Annotated in this window: 32 protein-coding genes; 25 read left to right on the top strand and 7 right to left on the bottom strand. The window is 52.6% G+C overall.

Going from position 1 to position 24,331, the window contains the following annotated elements:
* Positions 1-9 precede the first annotated feature (9 nt).
* From L0M99_RS08230 to L0M99_RS08170, 13 genes are all read left to right on the top strand, one after another.
* Positions 10-240: a hypothetical protein gene (locus L0M99_RS08230; RefSeq protein ID WP_238128342.1), complete on the top strand. Its 231-nt coding sequence runs from the start codon at positions 10-12 to the stop codon at positions 238-240.
* Positions 237-1,373: a helix-turn-helix domain-containing protein gene (locus L0M99_RS08225; protein WP_238128341.1), complete on the top strand. Its 1,137-nt coding sequence runs from the start codon at positions 237-239 to the stop codon at positions 1,371-1,373. The genes L0M99_RS08230 and L0M99_RS08225 overlap by 4 nt, the downstream gene beginning before the upstream one ends.
* Entirely contained in the window at positions 1,366-1,677 is a 312-nt protein-coding gene (locus L0M99_RS08220; protein ID WP_238128340.1) for a helix-turn-helix domain-containing protein, read from the top strand. The genes L0M99_RS08225 and L0M99_RS08220 overlap by 8 nt, the downstream gene beginning before the upstream one ends.
* The gene (locus tag L0M99_RS08215; RefSeq protein WP_238128339.1) at positions 1,649-2,662 is read left to right on the top strand and encodes a hypothetical protein; all 1,014 of its coding nucleotides are present in this window, start codon (positions 1,649-1,651) and stop codon (positions 2,660-2,662) included. The genes L0M99_RS08220 and L0M99_RS08215 overlap by 29 nt, the downstream gene beginning before the upstream one ends.
* Positions 2,663-2,880: 218 nt before the next feature.
* Complete coding sequence (locus tag L0M99_RS08210) at positions 2,881-3,513, top strand: hypothetical protein (protein WP_238128338.1); 633 nt, start codon at positions 2,881-2,883, stop codon at positions 3,511-3,513.
* 3 nt (positions 3,514-3,516) lie between these two features.
* Positions 3,517-4,017: a hypothetical protein gene (locus L0M99_RS08205; protein ID WP_238128337.1), complete on the top strand. Its 501-nt coding sequence runs from the start codon at positions 3,517-3,519 to the stop codon at positions 4,015-4,017.
* Complete coding sequence (locus L0M99_RS08200) at positions 4,010-4,633, top strand: hypothetical protein (RefSeq protein WP_238128336.1); 624 nt, start codon at positions 4,010-4,012, stop codon at positions 4,631-4,633. Before L0M99_RS08205 ends, L0M99_RS08200 begins: the two co-directional genes overlap by 8 nt.
* Positions 4,624-5,094, top strand: a complete 471-nt coding sequence (locus L0M99_RS08195; RefSeq protein ID WP_238128335.1) for a signal peptidase I — start codon at positions 4,624-4,626, stop codon at positions 5,092-5,094. Before L0M99_RS08200 ends, L0M99_RS08195 begins: the two co-directional genes overlap by 10 nt.
* Positions 5,087-5,380 carry a hypothetical protein gene (locus tag L0M99_RS08190; protein WP_238128334.1) on the top strand — a complete coding sequence of 98 codons (294 nt, stop codon included), beginning with the start codon at positions 5,087-5,089 and terminating at the stop codon, positions 5,378-5,380. Before L0M99_RS08195 ends, L0M99_RS08190 begins: the two co-directional genes overlap by 8 nt.
* 17 nt (positions 5,381-5,397) lie before the next feature.
* The gene (locus L0M99_RS08185) at positions 5,398-5,772 is read left to right on the top strand and encodes a hypothetical protein (RefSeq protein WP_238128333.1); all 375 of its coding nucleotides are present in this window, start codon (positions 5,398-5,400) and stop codon (positions 5,770-5,772) included.
* A complete protein-coding gene (locus L0M99_RS08180; protein WP_238128332.1) occupies positions 5,765-5,917 on the top strand; it encodes a hypothetical protein in 153 nt (50 codons plus the stop codon). Before L0M99_RS08185 ends, L0M99_RS08180 begins: the two co-directional genes overlap by 8 nt.
* Positions 5,914-6,075 carry a hypothetical protein gene (locus L0M99_RS08175; protein WP_238128331.1) on the top strand — a complete coding sequence of 54 codons (162 nt, stop codon included), beginning with the start codon at positions 5,914-5,916 and terminating at the stop codon, positions 6,073-6,075. The genes L0M99_RS08180 and L0M99_RS08175 overlap by 4 nt, the downstream gene beginning before the upstream one ends.
* Positions 6,072-7,412 (top strand): hypothetical protein, encoded by a 1,341-nt coding sequence (locus L0M99_RS08170; protein WP_238128330.1) that lies wholly within the window; start codon positions 6,072-6,074, stop codon positions 7,410-7,412. The genes L0M99_RS08175 and L0M99_RS08170 overlap by 4 nt, the downstream gene beginning before the upstream one ends.
* A 105-nt stretch (positions 7,413-7,517) precedes the next feature.
* On the opposite strand, the gene L0M99_RS08165 is transcribed toward L0M99_RS08170, so the two are convergent.
* Positions 7,518-7,838 carry a hypothetical protein gene (locus L0M99_RS08165; RefSeq protein ID WP_238128329.1) on the bottom strand — a complete coding sequence of 107 codons (321 nt, stop codon included), beginning with the start codon at positions 7,836-7,838 and terminating at the stop codon, positions 7,518-7,520.
* A 49-nt stretch (positions 7,839-7,887) separates the two neighbouring features.
* On the opposite strand from L0M99_RS08165, the gene L0M99_RS08160 reads away from it, so the two are divergent.
* The 10 genes from L0M99_RS08160 to L0M99_RS08115 all read left to right on the top strand — a co-directional run bounded on the left by L0M99_RS08160 (position 7,888) and on the right by L0M99_RS08115 (position 17,991).
* The gene (locus L0M99_RS08160) at positions 7,888-8,496 is read left to right on the top strand and encodes a hypothetical protein (RefSeq protein WP_238128328.1); all 609 of its coding nucleotides are present in this window, start codon (positions 7,888-7,890) and stop codon (positions 8,494-8,496) included.
* Positions 8,493-8,783 carry a hypothetical protein gene (locus tag L0M99_RS08155; RefSeq protein ID WP_238128327.1) on the top strand — a complete coding sequence of 97 codons (291 nt, stop codon included), beginning with the start codon at positions 8,493-8,495 and terminating at the stop codon, positions 8,781-8,783. Before L0M99_RS08160 ends, L0M99_RS08155 begins: the two co-directional genes overlap by 4 nt.
* Before the next feature lie 10 nt (positions 8,784-8,793).
* Positions 8,794-9,522 (top strand): hypothetical protein, encoded by a 729-nt coding sequence (locus tag L0M99_RS08150; RefSeq protein WP_238128326.1) that lies wholly within the window; start codon positions 8,794-8,796, stop codon positions 9,520-9,522.
* Positions 9,522-11,171: a hypothetical protein gene (locus L0M99_RS08145; RefSeq protein WP_238128325.1), complete on the top strand. Its 1,650-nt coding sequence runs from the start codon at positions 9,522-9,524 to the stop codon at positions 11,169-11,171. The genes L0M99_RS08150 and L0M99_RS08145 overlap by 1 nt, the downstream gene beginning before the upstream one ends.
* On the top strand, positions 11,168-12,667 hold the full coding sequence (locus tag L0M99_RS08140) for an SCO6880 family protein (RefSeq protein ID WP_238128324.1): 1,500 nt from the start codon (positions 11,168-11,170) through the stop codon (positions 12,665-12,667). The genes L0M99_RS08145 and L0M99_RS08140 overlap by 4 nt, the downstream gene beginning before the upstream one ends.
* Position 12,668: 1 nt before the next feature.
* Positions 12,669-14,144 (top strand): ATP/GTP-binding protein, encoded by a 1,476-nt coding sequence (locus tag L0M99_RS08135; protein ID WP_238128323.1) that lies wholly within the window; start codon positions 12,669-12,671, stop codon positions 14,142-14,144.
* Complete coding sequence (locus L0M99_RS08130) at positions 14,092-15,990, top strand: type IV secretory system conjugative DNA transfer family protein (RefSeq protein WP_238128322.1); 1,899 nt, start codon at positions 14,092-14,094, stop codon at positions 15,988-15,990. The genes L0M99_RS08135 and L0M99_RS08130 overlap by 53 nt, the downstream gene beginning before the upstream one ends.
* Positions 15,991-15,995: 5 nt before the next feature.
* Positions 15,996-16,673: a hypothetical protein gene (locus tag L0M99_RS08125; RefSeq protein WP_238128321.1), complete on the top strand. Its 678-nt coding sequence runs from the start codon at positions 15,996-15,998 to the stop codon at positions 16,671-16,673.
* Between the two features lie 84 nt (positions 16,674-16,757).
* Positions 16,758-17,279, top strand: coding sequence for a hypothetical protein (locus L0M99_RS08120; RefSeq protein ID WP_238128320.1), 522 nt, complete (start codon positions 16,758-16,760; stop codon positions 17,277-17,279).
* A gap of 13 nt (positions 17,280-17,292) precedes the next feature.
* Positions 17,293-17,991, top strand: coding sequence for a glutaredoxin domain-containing protein (locus L0M99_RS08115; RefSeq protein WP_238128319.1), 699 nt, complete (start codon positions 17,293-17,295; stop codon positions 17,989-17,991).
* Between the two features lie 53 nt (positions 17,992-18,044).
* On the opposite strand, the gene L0M99_RS08110 is transcribed toward L0M99_RS08115, so the two are convergent.
* From L0M99_RS08110 to mobC, 5 genes are read right to left on the bottom strand one after another with little or no spacing between them, the layout of a single operon-like run.
* Entirely contained in the window at positions 18,045-19,340 is a 1,296-nt protein-coding gene (locus tag L0M99_RS08110) for a hypothetical protein (RefSeq protein WP_238128318.1), read from the bottom strand.
* A complete protein-coding gene (locus L0M99_RS08105) occupies positions 19,333-19,473 on the bottom strand; it encodes a hypothetical protein (protein WP_238128317.1) in 141 nt (46 codons plus the stop codon). Before L0M99_RS08105 ends, L0M99_RS08110 begins: the two co-directional genes overlap by 8 nt.
* A gap of 14 nt (positions 19,474-19,487) precedes the next feature.
* Positions 19,488-19,859 carry a DUF4913 domain-containing protein gene (locus L0M99_RS08100; RefSeq protein ID WP_238128316.1) on the bottom strand — a complete coding sequence of 124 codons (372 nt, stop codon included), beginning with the start codon at positions 19,857-19,859 and terminating at the stop codon, positions 19,488-19,490.
* A 14-nt stretch (positions 19,860-19,873) separates the two neighbouring features.
* On the bottom strand, positions 19,874-21,586 hold the full coding sequence (locus L0M99_RS08095; RefSeq protein ID WP_238128315.1) for a relaxase/mobilization nuclease domain-containing protein: 1,713 nt from the start codon (positions 21,584-21,586) through the stop codon (positions 19,874-19,876).
* Positions 21,583-21,963 carry a plasmid mobilization relaxosome protein MobC gene (gene mobC / locus L0M99_RS08090; RefSeq protein WP_238128314.1) on the bottom strand — a complete coding sequence of 127 codons (381 nt, stop codon included), beginning with the start codon at positions 21,961-21,963 and terminating at the stop codon, positions 21,583-21,585. The genes L0M99_RS08095 and mobC overlap by 4 nt, the downstream gene beginning before the upstream one ends.
* Positions 21,964-22,859: 896 nt before the next feature.
* Here mobC and L0M99_RS08085 point away from each other — a divergent pair.
* Positions 22,860-23,114 carry a hypothetical protein gene (locus L0M99_RS08085; RefSeq protein WP_024059794.1) on the top strand — a complete coding sequence of 85 codons (255 nt, stop codon included), beginning with the start codon at positions 22,860-22,862 and terminating at the stop codon, positions 23,112-23,114.
* 13 nt (positions 23,115-23,127) lie between these two features.
* A complete protein-coding gene (locus tag L0M99_RS08080) occupies positions 23,128-23,688 on the top strand; it encodes a hypothetical protein (RefSeq protein WP_238128313.1) in 561 nt (186 codons plus the stop codon).
* Positions 23,689-23,926: 238 nt separating this feature from the next.
* Here L0M99_RS08080 and L0M99_RS08075 read toward each other — a convergent pair whose 3' ends face one another.
* Positions 23,927-24,310, bottom strand: coding sequence for a single-stranded DNA-binding protein (locus tag L0M99_RS08075; protein WP_238128312.1), 384 nt, complete (start codon positions 24,308-24,310; stop codon positions 23,927-23,929).
* Positions 24,311-24,331: the final 21 nt, after the last annotated feature.

Raw genomic sequence — 24,331 nt, 5'->3', positions numbered from 1 at the left:
GAGCTTATCGTGTGTAAAGATTGCGGTGTTGTTGAGCTTGCTCAAGGCTTGGAAGAAGCTGCCCGCGCGCTGGTGCGTGGTGATGTAGCGGTTTCTGGTAGGGCAGAGGTTTTAGTTGTTGCGGATATAGCTAGGGATGCTGCCGAGATATTGCAGGGCGTGGCTGAGGGTGTTTTCGGCCCGCTGGTGAGTGTGGTTTCCCCGTGTCCAACCGCCCGGTGTCTGGGTGGTGTGTCATGAGTATTAGGGCGTTTACGTGGGCGTTTGATGAAGTCACGGGTGTTAATCGCGGCGAAAAGCTAGTTCTGTTGGCTTTGGCAGAGTTCGCTAATGATGACGATATTACCTGGCGTGCCCGCCATGAGATAGCGAGGCGGGCGCTTTGTTCGGACAGGTCTTTGAGCGACTATTTGGCCTCGCTTGAGGCTAAAGGCTTTATCGAGCGGGAGGCAAGGTATCGGTGGTGCGATTCGGTGGAGGGCGCGTGTGAGGGTAGACCCTCGCATAAGCATCGGTGCGGTACCACTTACCGGGTTCGCCGGGATCGAAAAAGCCCGGTAAACATTCCGCCGCTGTCCACACCAGCAAATTCTGCGGGTGTGGCAAAAAAGAGTGTTTGCGCTGGTAGCGCCACTGACGCAAATTTTGCGGGTGTGGCTCCACAGCCGCAAAATAGCGGTGTCCACACCAGCAAATTACTGCAACCATATGATTCATATAACCGTCAATTAATTAATTCCAACCCCCCTACCCCCCAAGCGTCACCTGTCCGGGTGCAGGCCGGGTTGGTTGGAAATGAATGTGAAAATACTTCTGCCCGCTTGCAGCAAAGCTGCGATGCGGGCAGTATGCACCCCAGGCCAAGTGAGCCGGACTGGGATGTGATTCGAGATTGCCTGCCTGAGCCGATGCGTGGCCTGTCCACTTCGGCAGCGATAATCGCAACTTGCCTGCTGCGCGAGAGACTAGATCATGGCTGGTCAAGTCAGGCATTGCAAAGATTTATCGGGCAAGACCCTTTGCCCGATATGGTGAAAAATCTTTCCGGCCTGGTGTGTTGGCGGATCGAAAATACCCCTGTTTGCCCTCCCGGCCAGTTAACAACAAAACCACAGGTAGTTCCGCCGTTGGAGGAAGAAGAACGTGATGCAGAGCCGTTGACTGTGGCTACCGCGAGGGAAGTGGCATGGTTTTTTACCCCGGCAGTGCTTGGAGTTAATGAATCAGCGGTTGGTAATGAAGAACACTGGCGCGAACAGGCCAAACGGATATTAGCCGTACACGGAAACGTGTTTGATCAAGCGATTTTGGCGGGCGAGTCAGTGCCGCAATCACTTAGAAAAGCCGTGCGGGCAGGTGATAGCCGTGGCTGAAAAAAGGTTTAAGCCGGGAGGCTTTCGCCGCGCGGTCTGGGAAGTGGAGGATGCTCCAACAGCGAGGTTCGTAGCCTTAGTGTTATCTGTTTTAGCAGATAAAGCGGGTTTTGTGGAACAGCCAGTGTTTCGGGTGGCCGAGATTACCGGGTATAACGTGCGCACCGTGCAGCGCGTGCTTTCCCGCCTGGTTGGTGCCGGGGTGGTTCAACAGTTCGGAATGAGGTTCGGGGCGGTGCGGCTGATTGACGGGCTGGGAGAGCGAGGTGGCGTGAATGTCTGTGCAGGCAGCAAACTGGGTTAGCTTGCAGCAGGGGTTATCCAAGCCTGCTAGAGCTGGGCTATTCGAGCTTGCCCGCTGGGTGGACTCGCGCGGGGTAGCCCTTGGGGTTTCCAAAGAATATGTGGCTCAGTCTACCGGGTATTCTGTCAGTTCTATTTCGCGGGCTTGGGTATGGCTACAAAGCGCGGGTTTACTTGAGATTTCACAAAACTGGGTGGCGGGTCTTAGTGGGTCGATTACGGTTTCTCGTATGGGAATGCACATATTGCCGCAGGTAGAGCCAGCATTGGTGTTGCCGGTAGAAGATTATCGCTTTATTGGGGTAACTAAGCGTGACCCTCTGCAACTAGCGTTGCGGGTAGCGCATGAGCGGTGCTGGGATGATGCTGCCCGTGCCACGGTGGTTAATGAGCTATCGCGCGGCCTAGCTCAGAGGTGCAAGTTCGTATCGGCTAATCTTTTGGCGCAGGCATGGGAGTCAGTGCGAGTGCTTCGCGCCGATATTATCAGCTCATCCGATCCGTGGAGGATAGTGCTACTGGATGCTTTCCGGAAGGTACAGGCAGAGAAAGATTCCCAAAAACGCACCCCGCTACTTTTGGGAGATGTAGAGATTTCAGACCTAGAGTTTGCCCGTAAAGTCGCAGTACCGGTAGCAAGCGGCCTAGATGCTAACGATCTTGTAGATTTCGAGGTGCTACTGGCTTCACGCCCGCTAGTAGCACTAGTGCTGGTGCTAATCGAGGGCGGCACGCCTGCCCCCTTAGCGTGGTCAGGCACGCTCAGAGTAGTGCAAATAGCGGCAGCTAATAAGCCAGCTCACCGATACCAAAAGGTGAAAGAAGATCGACTATTGGCCGGTATGGGCGTAATGCCAAAACAGGCTGAGGAATGGATGCGGCTAGTAGTCGGGGCGCGCGGGGCGGGCAGTAAAACGCTGGTTCCCGATGGTGCCGAAAAAGCAACCGGGCTTGCCACCTGGCTAGGGCAGGTTCGAGCAGCATAACAGGCGTGTGAGGGAAGTCATAGCATCTGCGATACCAGGGTGTCACCATGACACCCTGGTGCCTGGCTGTAAGTGCGATAGGCCACACAGGTTTTCCAGGGGTGGGCTACAAGATTCAACTTGCGCGGGGTTGGTTACAGAGACGTTGAGATGTATTTGCCGGAGCTTCTTTATATATGCGGGTAACGCTGCACCTAGTTAGACGTAAGGAAATAATTTTGAGGAATAGAACTAAGAAATATGCCGCCGCTTTAGCGGCGTTGGCAGTTGCGGTAAGTCTGGGGGCGAGTGGCGCGGCCGTTGCGGGCGCTTATTGGAAGGATTCTGCAAGGGCTACGGAAGTGATTATCGAGCCGGGCAATCTGGACATAAACGAAGTCGGCAGTCAAAGCGCAGTCCGCGACATATCTGCTAATGGTATCCGGGGCGGAACCATAGTTGATACCACCAAGGACAAAATTGTTCCAGGAGATACGTGGGGGCGAGATATTGCGCTGGATGTGGCCTTGGACGGCAAGAACATGGTTGCTGATTTTAGAGTCGATCCTAAAGCTGAGGGAGCAGGTGACCTATTAGCGCCGCGTCAAGGCGTAAAGTTCAATACCGAGATTTTCAAGGCTGATGATAAGGGCGCGCCTATCGGTAAGGCGCTTGCAAGTGGCGATCTTATCTCTACAAAAATCCAGTTGTGGCCTAAAGACGTTACTAAAGAAGCCGATGGTAAAGCTGACTACGTGCTACGTATTAAAGCAGATTTTGACAAAGACACACCAGAGCGGGTGCGAGCAAAAACCAACGCGAGCTTAGCGGGTATCAAAGCGCAGTTAATCCAAGTCAAGGAGGCCAAGTAAGCCGTGAAGAAGGAGAAAAAACTGATATTGCCCGCCGCGCTAGGCGCGGTGGGGTTGCTGATTGGTGGCGCGGGCGCGGCCACAGCTTACTGGGTGGATGCGGCAGATGCCGGAAACATGGCTATTCAATCAGGTGATCTGAAAGTCGAAATTACCGGACTTCCTACGATCACCCATGACTGTGACGGTAAAGCAGAACAGGTGCCAGGTGGCACCGCGTTTGTAGAGCCAGGAGAAGCCTATAAAGTCTCGTATCCGATCAAGGTAAACGCTGAGGGCAAAAATATTGCGGTCAAGGTATCCGGTAATAGCGAAGTAGTTGATAAGACCGGCAAGAAAATAGAGGTAGTACACGGTACTACCGAGGGATTCTTGGTTAAATCCGTGAAAGCAGACGGGAAAAAAGATGCAACACTTGGCGGGCTGATCGGGGCGGAGGCTCCCCCGGCCAAAGTGTTAAGCGAAGCGAAGATCACCGGAGAGCAGGTGAGGGATAATGGCTAAACACGCTAAAACAAGGTCAAGCAGGCGGCAGTATCTCTTGGCTTTAGGGCTAGGTATTGCGTTATCATTTTCCTCAGTTTCCTCAGCCTTGGCACTATGGAGCGATAGCGATAATGCGCCAGGGGTAAAGGTACAAACCGAAACATTTACCTCTATGGGGATAAAGGCTAACGGTGAGGATAAAACTATATTCTCTAAGCAGGACGTGGATAGCAAAGAGTGCAACGCGGTTGCTATCCCAATGGACTCTCACACTGCTTCGGGTAAACCCTTCAAGGTAAACCTGGATATTTCCCCGAAACTTCCAGGATACGAATACAGCACATGGGCAGTGGACGATCCTTCCAAATGCTCATGCGAGGCGGCAACCGGCAGGCAGGAAGATATTCCTTCTACCGCCAAGTATGCGTGCGTAGTCGCGAAAACCTCCGGCGCTAATAAGGAACTAGAGGTAGGCGACTACGAAAACATAGGCATAGTAACCGGGGTAAATGTGTATGGCGAAGAAGTTAGTCATGACTCCACTTGGCGCGCCAAGCTGGTAGAGAAAACCCGCGACGGAGAGCCGATCACTGCCAAAGTGAATCTTTTCCGCGAGGACGTGAGGTGCAAGTGAAAATCCTAAAGAAACTATGCACCCTGATCGGTACGGTAGGGATTATCGGGCTATTAGGGGTAAGCCTGTATCCGATATTGACGGGCGGAAAAATCTATCAAATCCAAACCGGATCAATGGAACCAACCATAAATACCGGATCATACGTTTTAGTACGCCAAATAGATGAACCAAAAGTCGGGCAAGTAGTGCTTTTTGACCAGCCAGGCTACCCAGTACCGATTGTGCATCGGGTAGTAGCGGTAAGCGCTGATGGCAAGAGCTTGACCACCAAAGGAGACGCGAACGGTGTACAGGATGCAGCTATTAACCGTAGCCAGGTTAAAGGCGTAGTGACAGACGTTTTCAAACAAAAAGGTATCTACCATCGTCCCTACCAAATCGGGGTAGGAATAGTAAGCCTTGCCCTTATTGGCTTGTCCTTGGTAGAAACTTCCCCGAAAGGCAGACAAGATGCTTAACGCAATTTTATTATCCGCCGCGTTAGCGGCAGGAGGATGCACAGGTGCAGACTACGACATTTCATTTACTGAAAACGGGGTGCAAAGCTCCACAGCAGATTTCGTGAAAGATGGGGATGGGTATGTAGCCGAACTGCCGATCTTGGAAGGTGGCATTATCGCGCCAGGTATCGAGGAAAAGAAAACCTTTAAGGTTTGCAACCAGACAAGCAAGCCGATCCGGCTCAAATCTACTCAATGGTCAATCCTTGAGGGGGGGGTACAGATGACTTCTTCAAGGACTTAACCGTAAATGGTATCCCGGTGAAAGATATGACTAGCCCGCTGCCACTTCAAGGTATTGACGGGGCAGAACTAAAAGTATCAGAGGCCGCAAATACGGTACTAGATTACAACTTTGATTTTGAAGCCACCAGCGGAAACAGGGTGAACGCGGGATGGCAAAAAGCGATAGTGAAGATAAGAGTCGAGGCAGAATATCCAGACCCTCCCAAAACCGAGCAGGTATCCCCTCCGGCCACAACTTTGCCAGCCCCCGATGAACCAAATGTATCTACTAATGAGCCAATCGTTTCCACACCGTTAGCGGTTACCGGAGCCGGGATCATAGGAGCAATCGTTATTACCGGGGCAGGTATCGCTAGTGGTGGCGCGTTACGGAGGAAGAACCGTGACTAAAGCAATTCCTGGAATATCCGCTCTCGCAATGATCCTGTTATCCCCTGTGTGTTACACGCTAAACGAACCGTTTATCAGCGTGGCGCTAGTAATCGCGGGTTGGACGGTACTGATCGCCCTGGCCGCCAAAATGGAGGAGAAATGATGGGTAGAGTAATTTTGGCGTTCTTTACGGCCACGGCGATGATAGCTTTCCCGGTACTTGTTTTAATGGGTCAACTATATTTATCCGCTGTCCTTGGGGTTATTGGGATAGCGCTTGCTACCGGGTTACTGGTTACGGCGGGAGAAAACAAGAAATGAGTAAATCAATGTTTAGGAGACTAGTAGTATTTCTGCCAGTGTTGGGTGTAGCGCTTGCCGGGTTGCTGGGGGTTAGCTCTCCAGCGAGGGCGGAAGATAAACCAGAAGTATGCGAATTTGATTGCGGTATTGGCGAGAAAAGTAATTTTTCGTTAAATGATGCGCAAGTAGCCGGTGGCGGCGCAAAGGTGGAGGGTGACATTCCCGGTACTACCTACACGTATAGCCCTGATGGGAAGTTTAGACTTGTTCAAGGCGAACGTATGTATGTGGAATACGTGGATAAGGACTCGATCACCGATTACAGTGGCAATGCTCAAAACATTCCCGGCAGCATTACATTGAGGTGGCCAAAAGCCGCATTCGAGGCCAAAACTGGCGAACTATTGGACGTGGAATTAACGCTTAGTGATATTTCGCTTCGGGTAGCCGACTACACTAACGAATACACCTATGACTACGATCTTGAGCATTTGGTTGATAGATTTCCGCTGGTATTTATGTATAACACGAGGTGCAACCCAAAGGATATTAGTCCTGGATGCAGTTCGTTTAATTATGACATTAGGGAAAGCCTTGCCCATAGTTCTTCCAGTCTGGTTGCTAACGCCGCTCTGGCTACCCCCGGTTATGGGGGTTCTAACTTTGATTTAGTGGATTCTACATCTCACTTAACGTATAGGTTTTTCAAGCAGGATGGTGAAGAAAGCGACCAGGTGGGTACTACCTTTATCGGTGATTTTATGAAGCCGGGTATGGTAGGTGGCATCGGCAATTGGAGTCCTAACTGGGATCAAGTAGACCCTATGCAACCGCACGTCAAAATACTTTCTGGTAACGGCTGCTTAAGGCAACCAGATCGAAAGATTGGGCCGTGGGTGTTTGATCCGGGTGTCAAGTTCGGTGAGGAACGCCCGTGTAAGCAGGCTTGGTCACAGGCAGATCATTCAGAAAAAGTGGGCGCGCCATACGTTGAGATGTCTATGAAGTCGGGGCTTACTATTGAGCTGAGTAACAAGGAGCCAACCGGTATCGTATTTAGTAATCGAAGTTGTTTTTATCACGTACCGGCAGAACTGCGCATAAGCAAAGTTGGGGAAGGTGACTCCGTTTTTACTGGTGAAGATTCTAACGGACACAAGGTCACTAAGGCTCTCAATGGCTCGACAGTGGAGTTTACTTACAAAGTTGAGAACCTTGGTAGAGCACCTGTGTGGGATATTAAGGTTACCGACTCCAAAGGGGTAAAGGTCACCTGTCCTAAAACAGTTCTGGGTGCCGGAGAGTCCATGACTTGTACTGGGCAAGGGATTGTTAAGGCGGAACCTGGAAAATAAGTCATTTGCCATAACGTTTCTACCTTGTGTGAGGGAGGTCATAGAGGCTTGATGGTACCAGGGTGTCACTATGACACCCTGGTACCTGGTTTTGAGTGTGATGGGTCACAGGGGTTTTAGGGGTATGGTTTCCACGAGTTTCCCGCCACCCATGTGCGGTGGGGCAGCGGGTATTGGTGTTTGCTCGGGTGCGGGCGTGCCAGTGGGCTTCGGGTTTCCTTCTTGTGGGATTATGGCCGGCCAGGTGCCTTCCCTAGTGGTTATGGTGCAGGGAATGGGACTGTCCCAGGCTTTTGCCTTGTTCTGTATCTCAGCTATTGCTTCTTTGAGGGTCGCGTGGGTTTTGGTGATGCCGCGCAGGCTAGTTGTGTAGTGGCCGGCTGGCTGGATCTGAATGTCAGCGGGGTGCTGGTTCTCTGTTTCCATTATTTTTCCTTCCGTTAGGTTTAGGGATTCCTGGTTTTATATAGGTGGGGTGCCGGACGGTCTTTATATAGGCGTGGAAGAAGGGTTTTCAGGGCTTCCAGCAGAGATTGCTTTTGCGTTGGAGCCGCCAGCACCTAGCCCGGTGCCTTCTGAGATTGTTCAGGAGGAGCCGGGCAGGTTTTTGCTGCCCGATCCGGCGCACTCGGCGCAAGTCGGTCCTTCCCGGTTTGAGACGGTTAACGCGCCGGGAGTGGTTTTAGCGGCTCATGGTGGGTCGCGTTCTTCTTCTCTTGGGTATTGGCTTGGCCTACCGGTGCTTGATCCGGGAGTGTTCCCCTCCTGTGCATGGCCGGTTATAGGGCTGGTGGCGTGTAGTGCTTCGGCTTATGGCTTGGAGCGGGCTTCAAAGGCGGCGCAGGTGTGGTCATCGGGTCGGGGCGGCGCGGTCAGCGAGTTGTTTCTGATTGCCACTTGCACGGTTCCTGGCCGGGTTTCCAGGGAAGTTAAGGCTCTTTTCAAGCTGGTTGGTGGCGCTTTTAGTGAGGCGTTTTTGGTGCCTTTTTCTGAGGAGTGTTACTCGGTGGCATCGGTAGAGGGGCTGGCGGCACCAAAAAAGGTTTTGAAGATCAAACATTTGATTGAAAGGAAAAATAAATGATTATAGACGGTATCAACGCGGTATCTCACTTGGTTGGGATTGTAGGAGCTGCTGCACCGGATGTTCCGGCGGTTAATCCTCCAGGGTGGGAAAAGTTTCTAACTCTTGGTGGTTGGGTTAAATCTATTGTTACTTTGCTTGCGGTTATTGGGTTCTTGATTGCGGGCGCGATGTTGGCTTTGCAGGATGAGAACAGGTCTGCTGGTGCTACGAAGCGTCTTGGTTTGGCTATGGGGGCTTGCGTGATTATTGGTGTGGCCACGCAGATAGTTTCCGCGCTCATGTAGGGGGCGCGTTGTGGGTAGAAGAAGTAGGAGGCTTGACTCTGGCCGTAAAACTTGGCAGGTGTGGGCGTTTGGCCTGGCTGGGCTGGTGTTGGTTGCGGTGGCGGTAGTTGCTTGGAGCTATTTGTCAGGTATTTTTGAGTCGAAGGATCAATCTGGGCAGGCAGTAACGGTTCCTGCCTCGGATTCTCCGTGCAATATGGGGGCTTCTGATAGAGAAGTTCTTGATTCTGGGAGCGGGATTGACTGGCGGTCGGTTAGTTCTGGTACTGATCTTGGATTCGTTAAGAGTGTCGGTCCCGGTCTGGTTACGAAGGCGGGTGCGCCGCGTTGTTTTGAGCGTTCCCGTGCCGGTATGGCTTTGGCTGCGATTGATATTTGGCAGGCGTGGGATAGCTCGGCGCGTCCGGATGTGGTCAAGTTTTCTGTTTCTGGTCCCTACCTGGCGCAAGCCCGCCAGATCACTACCGGCTTTGAAAAAGCGGATCTGGATAATTTGGCGGTGCGTGGGGGCAGTAAGGTATTTGGTTATCGGGTTACTGGTTACGGCAAAGTTAACGGTGCGGTTGAGTTGCTATCCGATACTCCGATGGGTACGACCATGTGGATAAAGATGACTATGGAGTTCACGAATGGTGATTGGCATTGGCGCATGGTGTTCGATGATGCCCACATTAAGGTTTTAGATCAGCTTGACTTGGACGATTCCTGGACGTTTATCCGCGAAGGAGATTACGACTAATGGCGAAGCGTGCTCTTGTAGGCATTGTTTGTTTATTTCTATTAGTCCTGGGGTGTCTTGCTGTGCCCGCGCCGGCTAATGCTGCCCCCTCTAATGATAAAGATAAACAGCTCGAGGCTATTTCTAAACCGGTTCAAGATCTTGTTGACAAAACCAAAAATGCTACTGGTGAAGCGTTAGCCGATCCGATTAACGCCACAACCGGTGCGGTGAAGAAGGCTGCGAAACTTCCAAAAACGTCTTTGCCTGAAATGATGGCTAGTGCTGTCACGGATGCGTTCACTGACGGGTTCGGGCAGTTAGCGGCGCAAGCATTTGATGGGGTTATTGGTATTATTACTAAACCGCTTTCTTGGCTGTTAGCAACGCTAGGAAAGATGTGGATTAATTTTACGCCGATCTTGCCGGATTCGGCGATGGGGTCAAAAGTAACTAATAAGACTGCTAACTCATTTGCTGCTTTAGCTGGGTTGTTAATGGTGTGTTCTTTGATGATTGGCGCGGCGAAGATCGCTATTACTCAGCGTGGTGAGCCTTTACGTGATATTGCTCGTGGCCTGGGCACGTTTGTGCTAATATCCTCGGGTTGGGTGTCTGTATGTGTTCTTGGCCTTGCTGGTACGGACGCTTTAGCTGGCTGGATTGCCGGTCCGGTTAAGCCTGATGGGCTGGCAAAGATGGTTGGGTATTTAGCTGCCAGTAATGGCCCCGGGGGCGCTCTCACTTTCGGGTTAATGTCGTTTCTTCTGATTATTTTCGTACTAATTATTTCGCTGATCTTAATGTTCCAGTTGGCTTTGCGTGGCGGGATTCTTCTTATTTTGGCTGGTATGGGACCGATTGCTGGCTCTTTTGCGTCCACCAAGATTGGTTGGGAATGGTGCCAAAAAATCGTTGCCTGGACGGTAGCGTTCATGTTATTTAAGCCGGTGGGCGCGCTTATTTGGTCTGCTGCCCTGACGTTGTCTAATACGCCTATTACGGATATAAATGATGCAAATTCGGTTACGGCGTTTGCTCTTACGCCTCTAGCATTATTGCTCGGGTGCGTGTTTGCGATGCCAGCCCTTATGAAATTGGTCATGCCAGCCACGGCTAGTGCGCTGGGTTCTTCTGATTCTTCGGCGGGTGGTATGGCTGCTGGAATGTTTGGGGGAGCGCTTGCGGGTGGGGCAGGTATTGCTCAGTTCAAGATGATGTCAAAGATGATGGGTTCTTCGGCTACTGGTTCTGGTGGTTCCTCTGGTAGTGGTTCTGGTAATGCGGGCGGTGCTAGTGGTTCTGGTGGTTCCTCTGCCTCAGGTAGCGCTGGTAATGCTGGCAAAGCCAGCGATTCTGGTGGTTCCTCTGGTAGTGGTTCTGGCAATGCCGGTGATGCTGGTAAGGCCAGCGGTGCCAGCAAGGCTGGCGGGGCTGGTGCTGCTGGTAGTGGTGGAGCGGCTGCCGGGGGTGCCGGGGGCGGCGCTGCCGCAGGAGGAGCCGCCGGAGGTGGTGCTACTGCGGGTGCTACTGCAGGGGCTGCTGCCGGTCCGGTGGGAATTGTTGCGGGCGCTGCCGTGGGCGCGGCTGCTGATGGCGCGAAGAAGGCTGCGGCTATGACTGCCGATGCGGCGCGTTCTTCTGCTGAGGGTGCGGTGGAGTATAAGTGAGCGAGGTTCGCAAGGTTCCTGGTTACGGCAACTGGCGCAAGCCTGCTTCGGCTGGTGTGTGGAAGTTTTCCGCGTTTACTACGTATTCGTTCGTAGTGCTATTCGCGGTAAGTATGCTGATTATTTTGTTTACTAACTCGCTTCGTGTTGGTGGGTCACTGTTAGCGGTAGGTGCTACCGCGTTAGGGGTTTTCTCGATTCGTGGCCGCTCTGGCAGGTCTGTTGGTGACGTTTTAGGAGATAGGATGAGTTTTTTTCGCTCCCGCAGGGCGGGTACAGATAAATATGTTTCAGGGCTGCTTAATGTGGCCTCGCGGGGTTCTTATCGACTTCCAGGGATTCTTGCGGCCTCTGCCTTGTATGAGGCGCGGGATGCTTATGGCCGCTTGTTTGCGGTTTTGCATCACCAGCAGACCGGGTATTACTCGGTAGTGTTGGAGGTATCCCCCGATGGTATGGCGCTGGTGGATAGGGATGTGATTGATAACTGGGTGGCGCAGTGGGGACAGTTTTTAGCTGAACTTGGTCAGCAAGTGGGTCTGGTGCAGGCTCAGGCGTGTATAGAAACTGCCCCGGATTCGGGATTTGGTTTGCGCGCCGAAATTGAGGGGAATATGGCTAGGGATGCGCACCCTTTAGCGAAGGCGATGCTTGAGGAGGTGGCGGATTCTTACCCGGTGGGCGCGGCTAGGATAGCCGGATTCGTGACTTTAACCTACGCCGGGCAGGCGCGTTCAACCGCGCGGGCGCGCGGGGTTAAAGAGATGTGCCACGAGCTGTCAAGCCAACTGCCGGGCTTAACTTCAATGCTTTCGGGGGCTGGCGCGGGTAATGTCAGGCCGTTGGATGGTGCCGGGGTGGCCGCGCTGGTTAGGGTGGCTTATGACCCGGACTCGCAGGACGTGTTTTCGCGTGCTGCTTATGAAGCTGGTAAGGCTCCCAAGATCAGGTGGAAGGATGCCGGTCCTGGCGCGTCAAAAGCGTATTGGGATCGGTATCGTCATGAGGGCGCGACCTCTATTACGTGGGCGATGTGTGATGCCCCCAGGGGTGTGGTCAGATCGGATGTTTTAAGCTCACTGCTTGAGCCTTCTTCCCAGATTCGTCGCAAGCGGGTAACTCTGGTTTATCGTCCTATCCCGGCAGGTAAAACTGCCACGGTGGTTGATAAAGATAAGCGGAATGCTGATAAGCGTTTGCAGGGCAATAAAAAAGACACTGCGCGCTTGGCGTTAGAGGCCGCGAACGCGGCTCAAACTGCCTCGGAGGAGGCGAGCGGTGCTGGGCTGGAAGAATTCGGTATGTTCGTTACCGCTACTGGCGGGTGGGATTGTTCGGTAGATGATGTAGCGGCGGTGGTAGATAATCTCGCTTCTGCGGCCAGGATCCGGCTTCGGCGGTGTTGGGGGTTGCAGGATTCAGGTTTCGCGGCTTGTCTACCCTTGGGGATTGTTCCCAGTGAGTATTCCCTTCTTCCTGCGGTAATGGAGGGATAACGTGGCAAGCAAGAAACGGCGGGGTAAATCCTTAGATAAGTGGGGTGCCCCGGTAGCGGAATTTTCTGGACGCATGATGCGGGTTCCCCAACTGCCGGTATGGCGTGGCACGTCCGTGCAGGTGTGCGGGTTGTATCCTTTTTGTTCAGGTACGTCTGCCCCGATGATCGGGGTGCCGTTAGGGCTTAATTTGCGTACCGTGTCTACGGTTTGTTGTGACCCGATTTCCTGGTTTGAGCGGGCGAGTCTTATTTCTAATCCGTCTGTGTTTTGCTTGGCTAATCCGGGTACGGGTAAATCGACTTTGATTCGCCGTATGGCACTCGGCCTTGCCGGTCAGGGCACTGTGCCTTTGGTGCTGGGTGATACTAAACCAGACTATGTGGACTTAGTGGCGGCCTTAGATGGGCAGGTTGTTTCGATTGGTGCCGGAAAAGATCTGATTAACCCACTCGATACGGGAGGCGCTATGCAGGCTGCGGGACGTATTGGCGGTAAAGAGGGTGCGCTGCTTGCTTCGGAGGCGAGGTCGCGCCAGGTGCAGATGGTGTGTGCGCTTATCGAGTTGGTGAGGCGGGGCGGTATCGAGGCTCGTGATGAGTCTATTTTGTCTGAGGCGCTGCGCGTGTTTGATGAGACTAACCCTGGCAAGATTCCAGTTATTGGGGACGTGCTTGAGGTTATTCGTGCTATGCCTGATGCTCTTGACCAGGTGGCGCTTTCTAGGGGTAATAAGCACCGTTATGAGCAGGTGACTGAGGATTTAGAGGCTTCACTTACGGCGCTTACTGTGGGTAGGTGGGGTCAGGTTTTTGGGCAGGCTACCACGACCGCGATGCGGCTGGATCGCCCTGTTGTTTTCGATGTTTCTGATTTGGATGGGGCTGCTCAGGATATTCAAGGTGCGGTGCTGCTGACGTGTTGGTCTTATGGGTTTGCGCAAGTGAATGTTGCCCAGGCGTTAGCTAATGCTGGTCTTACTCCGCGCAGGCATTTTTTCATTGTGATGGATGAGCTGTGGCGTATTCTTCGCGCTGGTGTGGGGATGGTGAACCGGATTGATGAACTCACCCGGCTTAACCGGGCGCGCGGGGTTGGCCAAGCAATGATTACTCACACCCTTAACGATCTTGAGGCTTTGCCTAATCCGGAGGATGTGGCCAAGGCTAAAGGATTTGTTGCCCGCTCTGGGATCGTGCTGTGCGGGGGGTTGAGTGCGGAAGAAACTGAGAAAGTAGCGAGGGTGATTCCGCTTTCGAGCCAGGAAAAAGCGATGCTTATTTCTTGGCAGTCTCCCCCTTCGTGGGATGTTAGGGCTGGACAAAAGCCGACTCCCCCCGGTCGAGGGAAATTCTTAATCAAGGTTGCTGAGCGCCCTGGTATCCCTATCAAGGTACAGCTTACCAACCGGGAGCTGGCGCTTAATGACACTAACCAGCTTTGGGCTAACCGGCACGAGGCAGGTGGTGATGAATAAAAGCACTACGGGGGCGCGTGGCACGTCCACGTTTTGGCACGAGTGGGGACTCATTGTCGCTATTTGCGGCGGGTTCGCCTTAGCGGTGCTGGTTTGGGCAGGCTATGAGCTAGGCGGGGTATTTTCTGGTTCCCGTATGGGCGGGTTTCTTCCAGTCCAACTGCTTCTCGAAACCCTGCTAGGTAAGCGGGCATGGACGCACGCTCAGATTGGATGTACCGCAGCCCTGTTTGTGGTGACGTTTATCCTGATAGTTGGGTTTCTGTTTTGGCGTAAAGCCCGGCGCGGTAAGCGGGAACTGGTCGATGATATGGCGCGGGTGATGGCACCGCGCGGGGTAGGTAGAGCCAGCCTAGCTAATACCCGTAAGTCCTCGAAAGCACTAGGGGTGGCTACGCCGGGGCTGCTTATTGGCCGCGCCGTTGACGGGGCTGGTGGTGTTTATGCCGGGTTCGAGGATGTGATGGTCGATATTTGGGGTCCTCGGCGCGGGAAAACTACGGCACGGGCAGTACCCCTTATTTGCGATGCCCCCGGCGTGGTGGTCGCTACCTCAAACAAGCGTGACCTGGTAGATATTACCCGCCGGTATCGGGCGAGGCGCGATAAGGTGTGGGTGTTTGACCCACAAGGGATCGTGGGCGAAAACCCCACTTGGTATTGGGATCCACTCACGTTCGTTACTGACGCGGTGAAAGCTAAGGAGCTGGCAGAAATTTTCGCGTCTGCCACCAGGTCTGCTGATGCAAAGGTTGATCCTCACTTTGACCCGGCAGGGCAGGATTTACTAGCTGGCCTATTTCTGGCGGCAGCTAGGGGAGGGTTCCCGATCTTGCAGGTGTGGTCGTGGCTGCAAAACCCGAATGATTTATCCCCAGTATCGGTGCTTAAAGCATCGGAGCATCCCGGCGATAGTGCGCTAGGTGAGCTGATAGCGGGGATGTATGCGGTAAACCCGAAACAGCGTGACGGGTATGTACAGACCGCGCGCGGGTTTTGCACTGTGATGCTAAATGCTGCCGCTATGGCCTGGGTTACCCCGCGCGGTGGTGCCCGCCGGTTTAACGTGGCCGAGTTCGTGTCTACCTGGCATAAAGAGGGCGCGGCTAACCGGCAGGGAGGACGGGAAAATAAGCAAAGCCTGTTCATGATTTCTAAAGAAGGCGAAGGCACCGCAGGTCCGCTGGTTACCGCGCTAACGGTGGCGGTGGCACAAGCCGCTGAACGCGAAGCCGAAAGGCAAGCGCGAGGTCGACTTGCGGTGCCGATGATGCTGGTGCTCGATGAGGCCGCGAACGTTTGTAAATGGTCGCGACTACCCGATATGTATTCCCACTATGGTTCGCGCGGCATTATTGTGGACACTATTTTGCAATCCTATTCCCAAGGTGAAGCAGTGTGGGGTAAAGAGGGTATGCGAAAACTTTGGTCTGCCGCCACGATCAAGATTTATGGGGGCGGGGTATCAGAAACAGAATTCCTTAAAGCAGTATCAGACCTGGTGGGTGAGTATTGGACAACCCACATATCCACGTCATATGGGAAGGGTGCGGGGGTATCAACGTCTAGGCAGGTATCGCGCGAACAGATTTTACCCGTAGCTGATCTAGCGGCACTTCCTACGGGTAGGGCAGTGGTTATGGGGGCGGGTATGCGTCCGGTGCTGATTAACCCGGTTCCTTATTGGCGGCGCGACTATGTGCCTGCCTTGCCTGGGCTGGAGGAAATGAAAACTATTCATTTGCTTAGCGCTGAGCAGGTGGAGGACTGGGTAGAGCCAGTCAATCCTGACCAGGTTAATACGCAGGTTTTCGCAGTTGATACGCAACAATTTGAGGAAAGGTGAGGTTAATGCATGAAAGTGATGAAACGTGGGGAGAAGTTCTTCGCGCTGTCCATTCTGGTAAGCAGAGGGTTGGGCAGGTGGCCGCTAGGGTGAGCGATATTGCTAGAGAAACTATTATTATGCGGCAGTATGCGTCCTGGTCGCCCGGCAATTTTGAGAAAATGATTACTCAATCCGGTGGAGATAGTGTCCGGTTGGGAAATATTATTGATGGGGTTTCTGATAGTGAGTTAGAAGCCCTGATTGCCGAAGCCAATGCGTTAGAGGCGCAGGCAGATCGGCTCAAAGATTCCGGTATAGATCGCGGTGAAGTGGCGGATAGCCTGGATCAGCAGGCACGCGAGGTGATTGCTAATGAGGATGAACGGGATATTGAATCCGATTCGCAGCTAGTGGATGATCTTCAAGCCGATTCCCGCCAGGCTCAAACTGAGAGCTTGGAGGCGGCCTCATCTAGTGAGGTGCTGTATGGGTCGAGTGACCATAAACGCGAGGTCGCTAATGGTTTGCACTCTAGTGGCGCTAGTAAGAGTGAGGCGGCGGGCATTGCGGATCAGCACGCCGCGTTTGGTAAACCTATCGCCGGGCGTACCCCTGATCCGACGCAGCCGAAGGGTAAACCAGTCAGGAGGGTGCGGGTAAGGCAGGCTCGCCGTCAACGGGGAACATCGATGACTAAATAGTAACTGGTTTGCCACTCAATCTTTATAGGGATGCAAGACCCTTTTAGGGTGCAGTTTCTATAAATGATTGAGTGGTGAGTTTTTATGGATGATTACTGGCGTGACCGGATGCATCTGAAAATACTTCGAGAGAACCCGATGACGGGGGTGAGAACGTTTGCTATCCACCGCAAGGATTGGCCGTTGGTGGAGAAGTTTTATCATGATCGCGGCTTGAATCCGGCAGATCATATCCGTGACCACCGGGTTAATAGTGCAGGCCAACACACTTTTAAGGGTGGGCTGGGCTATGACGTGATTGATGCAGATTTGCTGGGTGGCACCGGTGATGGGCGGTTGCACAGGGAGTTTGAACGCGATACCGGCAGGTACGTGAAATATTCGGATAGGTCGTGGCCACGCGGTTACGGTCAAGAAGCTGCCGCGCGAGGCGGGGTTTCGGAGGGCGAAAAAGCCAGGTTGCGTGACATGGATAAAGCCCTTGGCACTGCCCGTAGCGCCAAGCCCGCCAGCCAGCAGGCCGGTACAGCCACCAGTCATAACCCTAACAACGTGGTAAAGCCTGCTGTGCGCAGTACACCTACCGCTGCCCCTGGCCTGGCATAGACAGGGGCGGGCGATGGAAAACGAAATTGAGGTAGTAGTCTACACAAAACCGAACTGTATGCAATGCAAATCAACTACTAGGTGGCTAGACAAGAACAATATCCCTTATAGAACTGAGGACGCGGGGCGCGCGGTAGATCAGTTAAAGGAACAGGGATTTTCTTCCGTGCCGGTAGTGATGGTAAACAGGGGTGGTGACCAGATCAAGGCATGGAGCGGATACCGGCCTGACCAGTTAAAATCTGTGCCACCCTTGTTTAAGCCTAGCGATAATGACGCGGTACTCACTGAATGGAATTGGACGAGAGGTGTGCCCCGTTTTCGCATTTGGAAGGACAATCAGGGTAGGGTACACAACTCGGATGGTGCCGCCTTTCAACAATTCTATGGAAACGGGAAACTGTATCAGGAACAGTACGTAAGTCATGGTACCCTCCTGACTGAGCGGGTGTTTTATGAGGATGGCAACTGGCGGGAAGAATCATATGCTTATCACCGTGATGGAGCGCTAAAAGAAGTTCGGCGTACCAAGAACGGGGTACTCGATGGCGGGCGGTGTGTGGAGCGCTACGACAATCGCGGTAAGGCGATCTATATTGAGTCGTGGAGCGAAGGTAAAATGATCTATTCGGGCGCGCCTCCTGTGCGTAAGAATAGGCCACCCGCCCCGGTGCGGCCACGCCCAATACCGCAGCCAGGTCTGGGCATATAAGAAAGTAAGCGTGTACCCCCAAGGAGTAGCTGGGGGTACACGCTTAACCATGTTTATTGGGGTTTTAACGCGGTTTCAGGCCGCGTTCGTATCCTGGATAGCTGGTAGGGTTTTTGTCCTCGCACGCGCGATTCTGGGCGTTTTTCTACGGGTAGTAGAGCGCGGGCTTTCTTGGTGGCTTGCATGATGTCGTGCCAGGCCGCTCCTTCCATTAGCGGAGTACTACCGGCGAAAAGGATCGGTCCGGTTTTGTATCCGGCTTTTTCCCCGGCTTGTACTAGGTCGGGGTTTTGGTCTAGGCGGCAGGTATTGAACGCGACTTTGAGGGTGCGTAGGCGGGAGGCGAGTTTTTCTGCTTCGTTATCTGGCGGGTTGGCAGCAATGGTTAGATTTAAGTCTTGGCCTCGCTGGTTAGGGGTGAATAGGCTTAGGGGTACTACTGGGATTATTGGTCTGGGTTCAGGGTTTACAGGTGCGTCAGCAATGCCAGTATTGCTGGCATTGCCAGGGTTGCTGGTAACTGGTGATGGCATGAGGGCAGCGGTTCTGGCGTTTTCTATTCTGCGGAGAGCGGCTTTGCCTAGTAACGGTTTGGGGTCATCTTCTAGTCCAGCTAGGATTTTCCGGATTGCGTATATAGTGCGCGAGTAAATATCTGCGGCCAGGATTTGGTCACCGCCAGCCCAGCGGGCAGGCGGGCTTGGTGGGGGCGGCGAGTCCGGGTCGCCTATGTGTTTGCACAGGGCGTAGGTGACGGCTTGCGCCACGATTTCCCCGCTACCGTCATGGTTTATTTGCGGGTTTCCGGTTTGGTCAATGATGTGACAGGTGGCGTGGATCAAGGGCGGGGTGAGTGGTTTTTCGGGCAGCTCTATCGAGGATCGGTTCTCGCTTAGGTGGCCACCAGACGGCGCGGCGGCGCTGCGGGTTACCGACAGGGAGCGGCGGGCTAGTAGGGTGTGTAGCCGGTCTTGGAGCGCGGGAGGCGCTAGTGGTGTGGGGAGGGCTTCTTTACGGATTTTTCGCCCGTAGGTTTGGGAGTAGGTGTAGATTTGGCAGGTTTGCTCTTGGCCTTCCAAGTCTAGGAAAGTCAAGGTTAGCGGCTTGGCGGTTTTTTTGATAGCTCTGCCCTTTCCGCCTGCCGTGAGATAGTTCCAGCCTGCTCTAGTAAGAGCGAGTTCTCCTATGGCAAGGTTGGGAATAGTTTTAGCTAGCTCTGCCTGCCAGGCCGCGATCTGGTAGGCGTTGGCAGGGGAGTAATGGTAAAAGCGCGGCATGGAGTTTAACAGGCGTGCCCAGGTTACCTGGTCGTCCAGAGCACATAAGGTTTGCCAGATTGGTTCACTCATTTTCGGGTTCTTCCAAGGGGGTTGCGAGTTGGTTTTCAAGGACACTGATTCGGCTTAAAGCACCTTCCAGGTCGGCTTTAAGTTGGTCTACGGTTTCGGCTAAAGACCCGATTAACAGGTTCATATCATTCATGGCTGTGTTTTCCTTTACTGTTGCTTGTTTTCTTCGCTTTGGAAAGCGAGTGCGTCTATGGCAGGGGTGAGAGGAAATTCTTCGGCCTGATAGGCTACCGCATCACTGTGGTCTCCTACGCAATGACGGAAACATCCGCCGGGTTGGGTGAGCGCATCCATCTCGTAGTCAAAGAACTGTAGCCATTGCGCCATTTCGGAATAAGAATCGGAAGTAAACGCGAACTCATACCATGCCCACAAGAAGGTTATTCTCGTGTACGCTTCGGGGTGGCACCACCACTTCGGACACCATTGCCTAGAGGTATCATCGCGCAGGTTCCGATCCCAGTTGTATCGGATGTAGCGTTCAGTAAAATCTGCCGCGTTTTCAAAGATAGTTTCCATCAGTTTTCCTTCCTTTAGATTTCAAGGTCATGAGAGGTATCGCGAGGCTTTGGTGTTACCTGCCCGCCGCTTGCCGGGCGCGGCGTAGCAGGTGCGGCAATGTTGGTGAAAGTTGCCCAGTTGTGGCCGTGCTTGTTTGTGCGGGTTACTTGGCCAACTTTCACTTGGTCTTGTTCGCCATCGTTTCGGGTTACAGTAACGATTTGTCCAGGGTTTAGGTTCTTTCCTTTTATCAGCCACTTGTCCTTGCCTTTCGTGTAAATAATTCTGCCTTGGTCTATTGCTTTATCTAGCTCGCTTTGCGGCACTAAGTCCGCTATCGGGCGGGCAGTTAAGGGAGCGCCTGGTTCGGGTGGGTTGGCTTGTAGTTCGGTTAAGGTTTGACGGATTACTTCATGGATTTTTTGGGCGGCAAGTTGTTGTTCTTGTAACTGTTTTTGTGCGCGTAAATGCCCGGCCATGATGATTGAGGCGGCGAGTATTCGGCTGGTGTTAGATCGGGTGAGCCGGGACGATATTAGTAGGGTGCGGGCAAGCATTTTTGATTCACGCATTACTTGGGTTGGGTTTTGCCTGCGCGCGGTTTCTCCTGCCCGGTATAGGGTAAGGGCGGCTTGCCATAATTTTCCGGGTTGGTTTTTCTCGATTCTCATGCTCATTGCTGCGAGAACTGCGCCTGCTTCTCGCGCGCGTGTAGCCCATGCCGGTGAGGTGGGGGCGGTGCGAGAAAAAGCGCGTATGCGGCGGGCGTAGTCGGGCATTATTTTTGATAGCGGAGGGGGTGCTCCGAAAGAGATTGCGTAGCCTTTTTCCCATTGCAACCGGGCGGCTTCGGTATTGGTTGTTTTTTCCCATCCTTGGTCTTGCCGGAGCGCGGGCAAAGTGAGGTGTCGTGAGAGTTTTCCGGCAGCATACCAGGGACACTCGTTATCGCCTTTTATTTTTACTGCATACCCGGTTACTTTCCCGCCTTTTCCAAAGCGCGGGTTAATGTCTAGGTCGCTGGCGCGTAGTAGCGCCGCGAACTCAGCCTCATTGTTCGCGGCTAGTGCAGCGGAGGCTACGGCGCGTTGTAGATAGCGGGATTCTTTTACGGTGCGTCCGCGTACTTTGCGGCGCTTTTCTTCTGCTTGTTTCCAATCGCGCCTAGAGTATCCTGCCCGCTCGGATTCTATTGGTTTTAGACCGAACTCGTCCTCGATTTTTCTTTTGGCTTTTATTGAGCGTCTTTTCCAGTTCGAGTCCGGGATCATTTGCCCATTGGCCATCACGGTTGAGACCGCGAAATGAATGTGAGGACTTCCCCCGGCAGATTTGCCGTGCGCGATAGCGATTACAGGTGCATAGTTTCCATCTGGTTGTTGCCATCCCATTAGGGTTGAGTAGCGGTCTACTATTTTTGCCCAGGTTTCATCACTTGGCGGGGCTTCATCCGGTTCCAGAGACATTACCCCGTGATAAAAGTTTAGCTTATCCCTACTGCCATTTTTTGCCCCTTTCCGGTTGGATTTAAACGTGCGGGTTGACCCGTACTCTTTGATATAGGTTTCAAAATCGGTAGCTAGACTTTTAGCGTCCTGTTTCGTTATCGGCGTGACCGTTTCTACAGGGGATACTTGGTTGTTATAGATCACTCGTTGATCTACGTGTTCGTTGTGTTTTCCTTCCCCCGCCAGGTACTCAAATAGACTGGTTGCATCTCTGGCAGGAATGAGCTTTATTATCACGGCAAAAGCTCCCTGATTTTTTCTACAACTTCTGCGCAACGCTGCCGTTGCGTATCTATTACTTGAGTGAACTGGATAGCGGTTGCAGGAAAGTTCTCGTTAGCGTTCGCCCAGTGCGCTAACTGGTTCAAGTTATTGGCCATTCCAGCCAATGTTCTCTGCTGGATTCTAAGCTGAGTTACAGCATCAGCTAATCCTTCAACATCAATAGTTTTTAAGGCGTTCGGATCGGTGGCCGCGCGGCGCACTATCCAGGCAGCAATACTCATGTTTGCATCCCCGGCTGCCTGCTTTATCTTGAGGTAGTCACCCTCACTTACGCGAGCCTCAACTTTGCGTGTATATTCTCCACGCTGGTTCGGTTGTCTACGGCTCATAGGACGGCCTTGCTCTTATCTTCTTCCACGCCTATATAAAGACCGCCCGGCAAACCCTCCCCAGCGCTAAACAGACCACTGCCGCGAACGTGAAAAGTTCACGGAAAAGTTCAAGAAAAATTTCGGGTACGTGTACCAGAAATTTTCCCAAAATTTTTTCGAAACTTTTCAGTAAAAGTTTGCGAACGTGTACCGCAAAATTTCCGGTACAAAGCCCGGTACAAAACCATGTAACAAGCCATGTAACAAACGGTTTCCCAGCGAAGCGCACTTTAGGACGTAAGTCCTACAAGGTTCCTATGCATGCATGGGAACACATCTTGCGTCCGGGACTCCCGGAGGCGAATTTCCAAAATATGACGCAGGTCACGTTATGAGAGGATTCTAAGGACGTGATTTGCGTACAGATTTTGTACCGGAACAATTTCGGGTACGTGTACCGGAAATTTTCCCAAAATTTTTTCGAAACTTTTCAGTAAAAGTTTGCGTTCTTGTACCGAAAATTTTCCGGGAAAAGTTCCGGAAAATTTCGCGGCTAACTGTGGCGTACAGTTCGAGTTTTTATCCCGTAATTTTTAGTCTGGGAGTAAGGGTAGCGCGGGGGAGAAGTTTTACCGGCAACGCCTGCGCCGCGTTCAGGGTGGTTTTACTATCCGGCTATTGCTGCCGGATAGTAAAACCGAGAGACGTTCTGGTTATCTTCCCTACAGTAAAGACGAAGGGATCCGGTATTTATTTTTTACCCCGTCCGGTGAAGCCGATTGATCACCTAGTGGCAGGTGTTTTTGTTTGCCGGTAGTTACCGGTTCTGGTTCTGGGATTTACTGGAAAGTTTTTTGTGACTGAGCGCCGTTTATTTATTGACCGTGCTTTATCGAGTGGGTGAGGGTTGGAGTATGGCAAGGAAAAGCTTTACTGCAACAGAGCTAGCTCAAACAACTAGGGCATTAAAAGAGGCAGAAATCGCGTTAGTAGAGGCAAGTAATCGTTACTTGCATATCTGGAAATCTTTTCCTGGCGCTGCGCGGCTGTTAACGCCGCTAGGTTTCATTAAGCCACCGTTTACGCGCGAGCTTGAGCCAACCGGAATTGCAGTAACAGTTTCGACTGAATATGGACAACCAAACCTGGAAAATAACGGCGACAATTAGGGAGGATTTTCCAATGGGTAAACGAAAAACTATTAATGCGGAGATGCGCAAAGGATGCGCGGGCTTATTCGCGGCCACGCTTTGCTGTGTAGGAACGGCATTGCCTGCTTTCGCGGCTGATACTGACCCGGCACCTGACCCAGTACCAACAGTCACGGAAAAGCCTGATCCTAAACCCGATCCGCAACCCGAACCGCAGCCTGATCCGAAACCCGAACCGAAGCCCGATCCTAACCCTGATCCGAAGCCGGAACCAAAGCCTACAAAAACAACTCCAACTACTCCAACCAAGCCTGCCGGTAACACTAGCGGTAAATCCGGTTCGGTTGGCGTGAAAAAACCAGTCAGCAAAGCTAGAAATTATTCCAGCCCGCGTAGCAGTAAACGCTTTATCCAAACTCAAAATGTTTCGAGTCAAGGTGAGCTTGCTAAAACCGGCGCGCTGGCAATGACTGGGGGGCTTTGCGCCTTGGTACTAGTAGTTGGTGGCGGCGGCACTATTTTAGTGCGTAAACTTCGCAAAAACACTCCAGAAAAACTAACCTCTACGCCTGGGGTGGGCAGCGATAAATAAACCGTTAAATGAAGCTACTCCCTGACTATATTTAACGGCTAATCCCCTCCCCTAAAGTTCCGGTGTAATACCGGGACAGGGGAGGGGAAAAATAAGCTTATCGGATGGGTAACTATCCGGTAAGAGTGCATCGAAATTATTCGATAAAACTCATGGAACAAGGGAACACAACCAGCGGGCGCGATCTTGTCCTGGGATCGCGCCCGCTGTACCCATATTCAGGCATGATTTTTCGGGCTTAGTTTGCTTTGTACGGCGGGTTCTCGGGGTCTTTCAGTTCGACTTCAATAAACCGGATCCGTTTTTCAAACCGTACCCGCTTTAGCCCGTCCTTATCTCGGTATTCTGAACGGGTAATGTAAAGCCTTCCGGTAATCGAAACATAGTCGCCTTTTTTCAAGTTCAACGCTTCAATCTGTTCGGCTTTCTCTGCCCACGCTTCGGCAACTAGCCAGATTTGCTCGCCAATGTAATGGTTCTTATCTTCGATTCTGGTTCCCGGTCTTATCGGGGTGTCGTTCACAAGCAGGTTAATAATCTTAGTTCCGTCCGGTTTATAGCGAACTTCCGGGTCTTTAGCTAGGAAAGATAACGTTTGAATTTTCGGTCCGTATTTACTCATCTTTGTTTTCTCCTTAGAGTA

Source organism: Varibaculum cambriense, assembly GCF_022133705.1.
GTDB lineage: Bacteria > Actinomycetota > Actinomycetes > Actinomycetales > Actinomycetaceae > Varibaculum > Varibaculum cambriense_A.
Note: the sequence above shows the minus strand (reverse complement) of the source record. Positions and strands in the feature narration are given on the sequence as shown.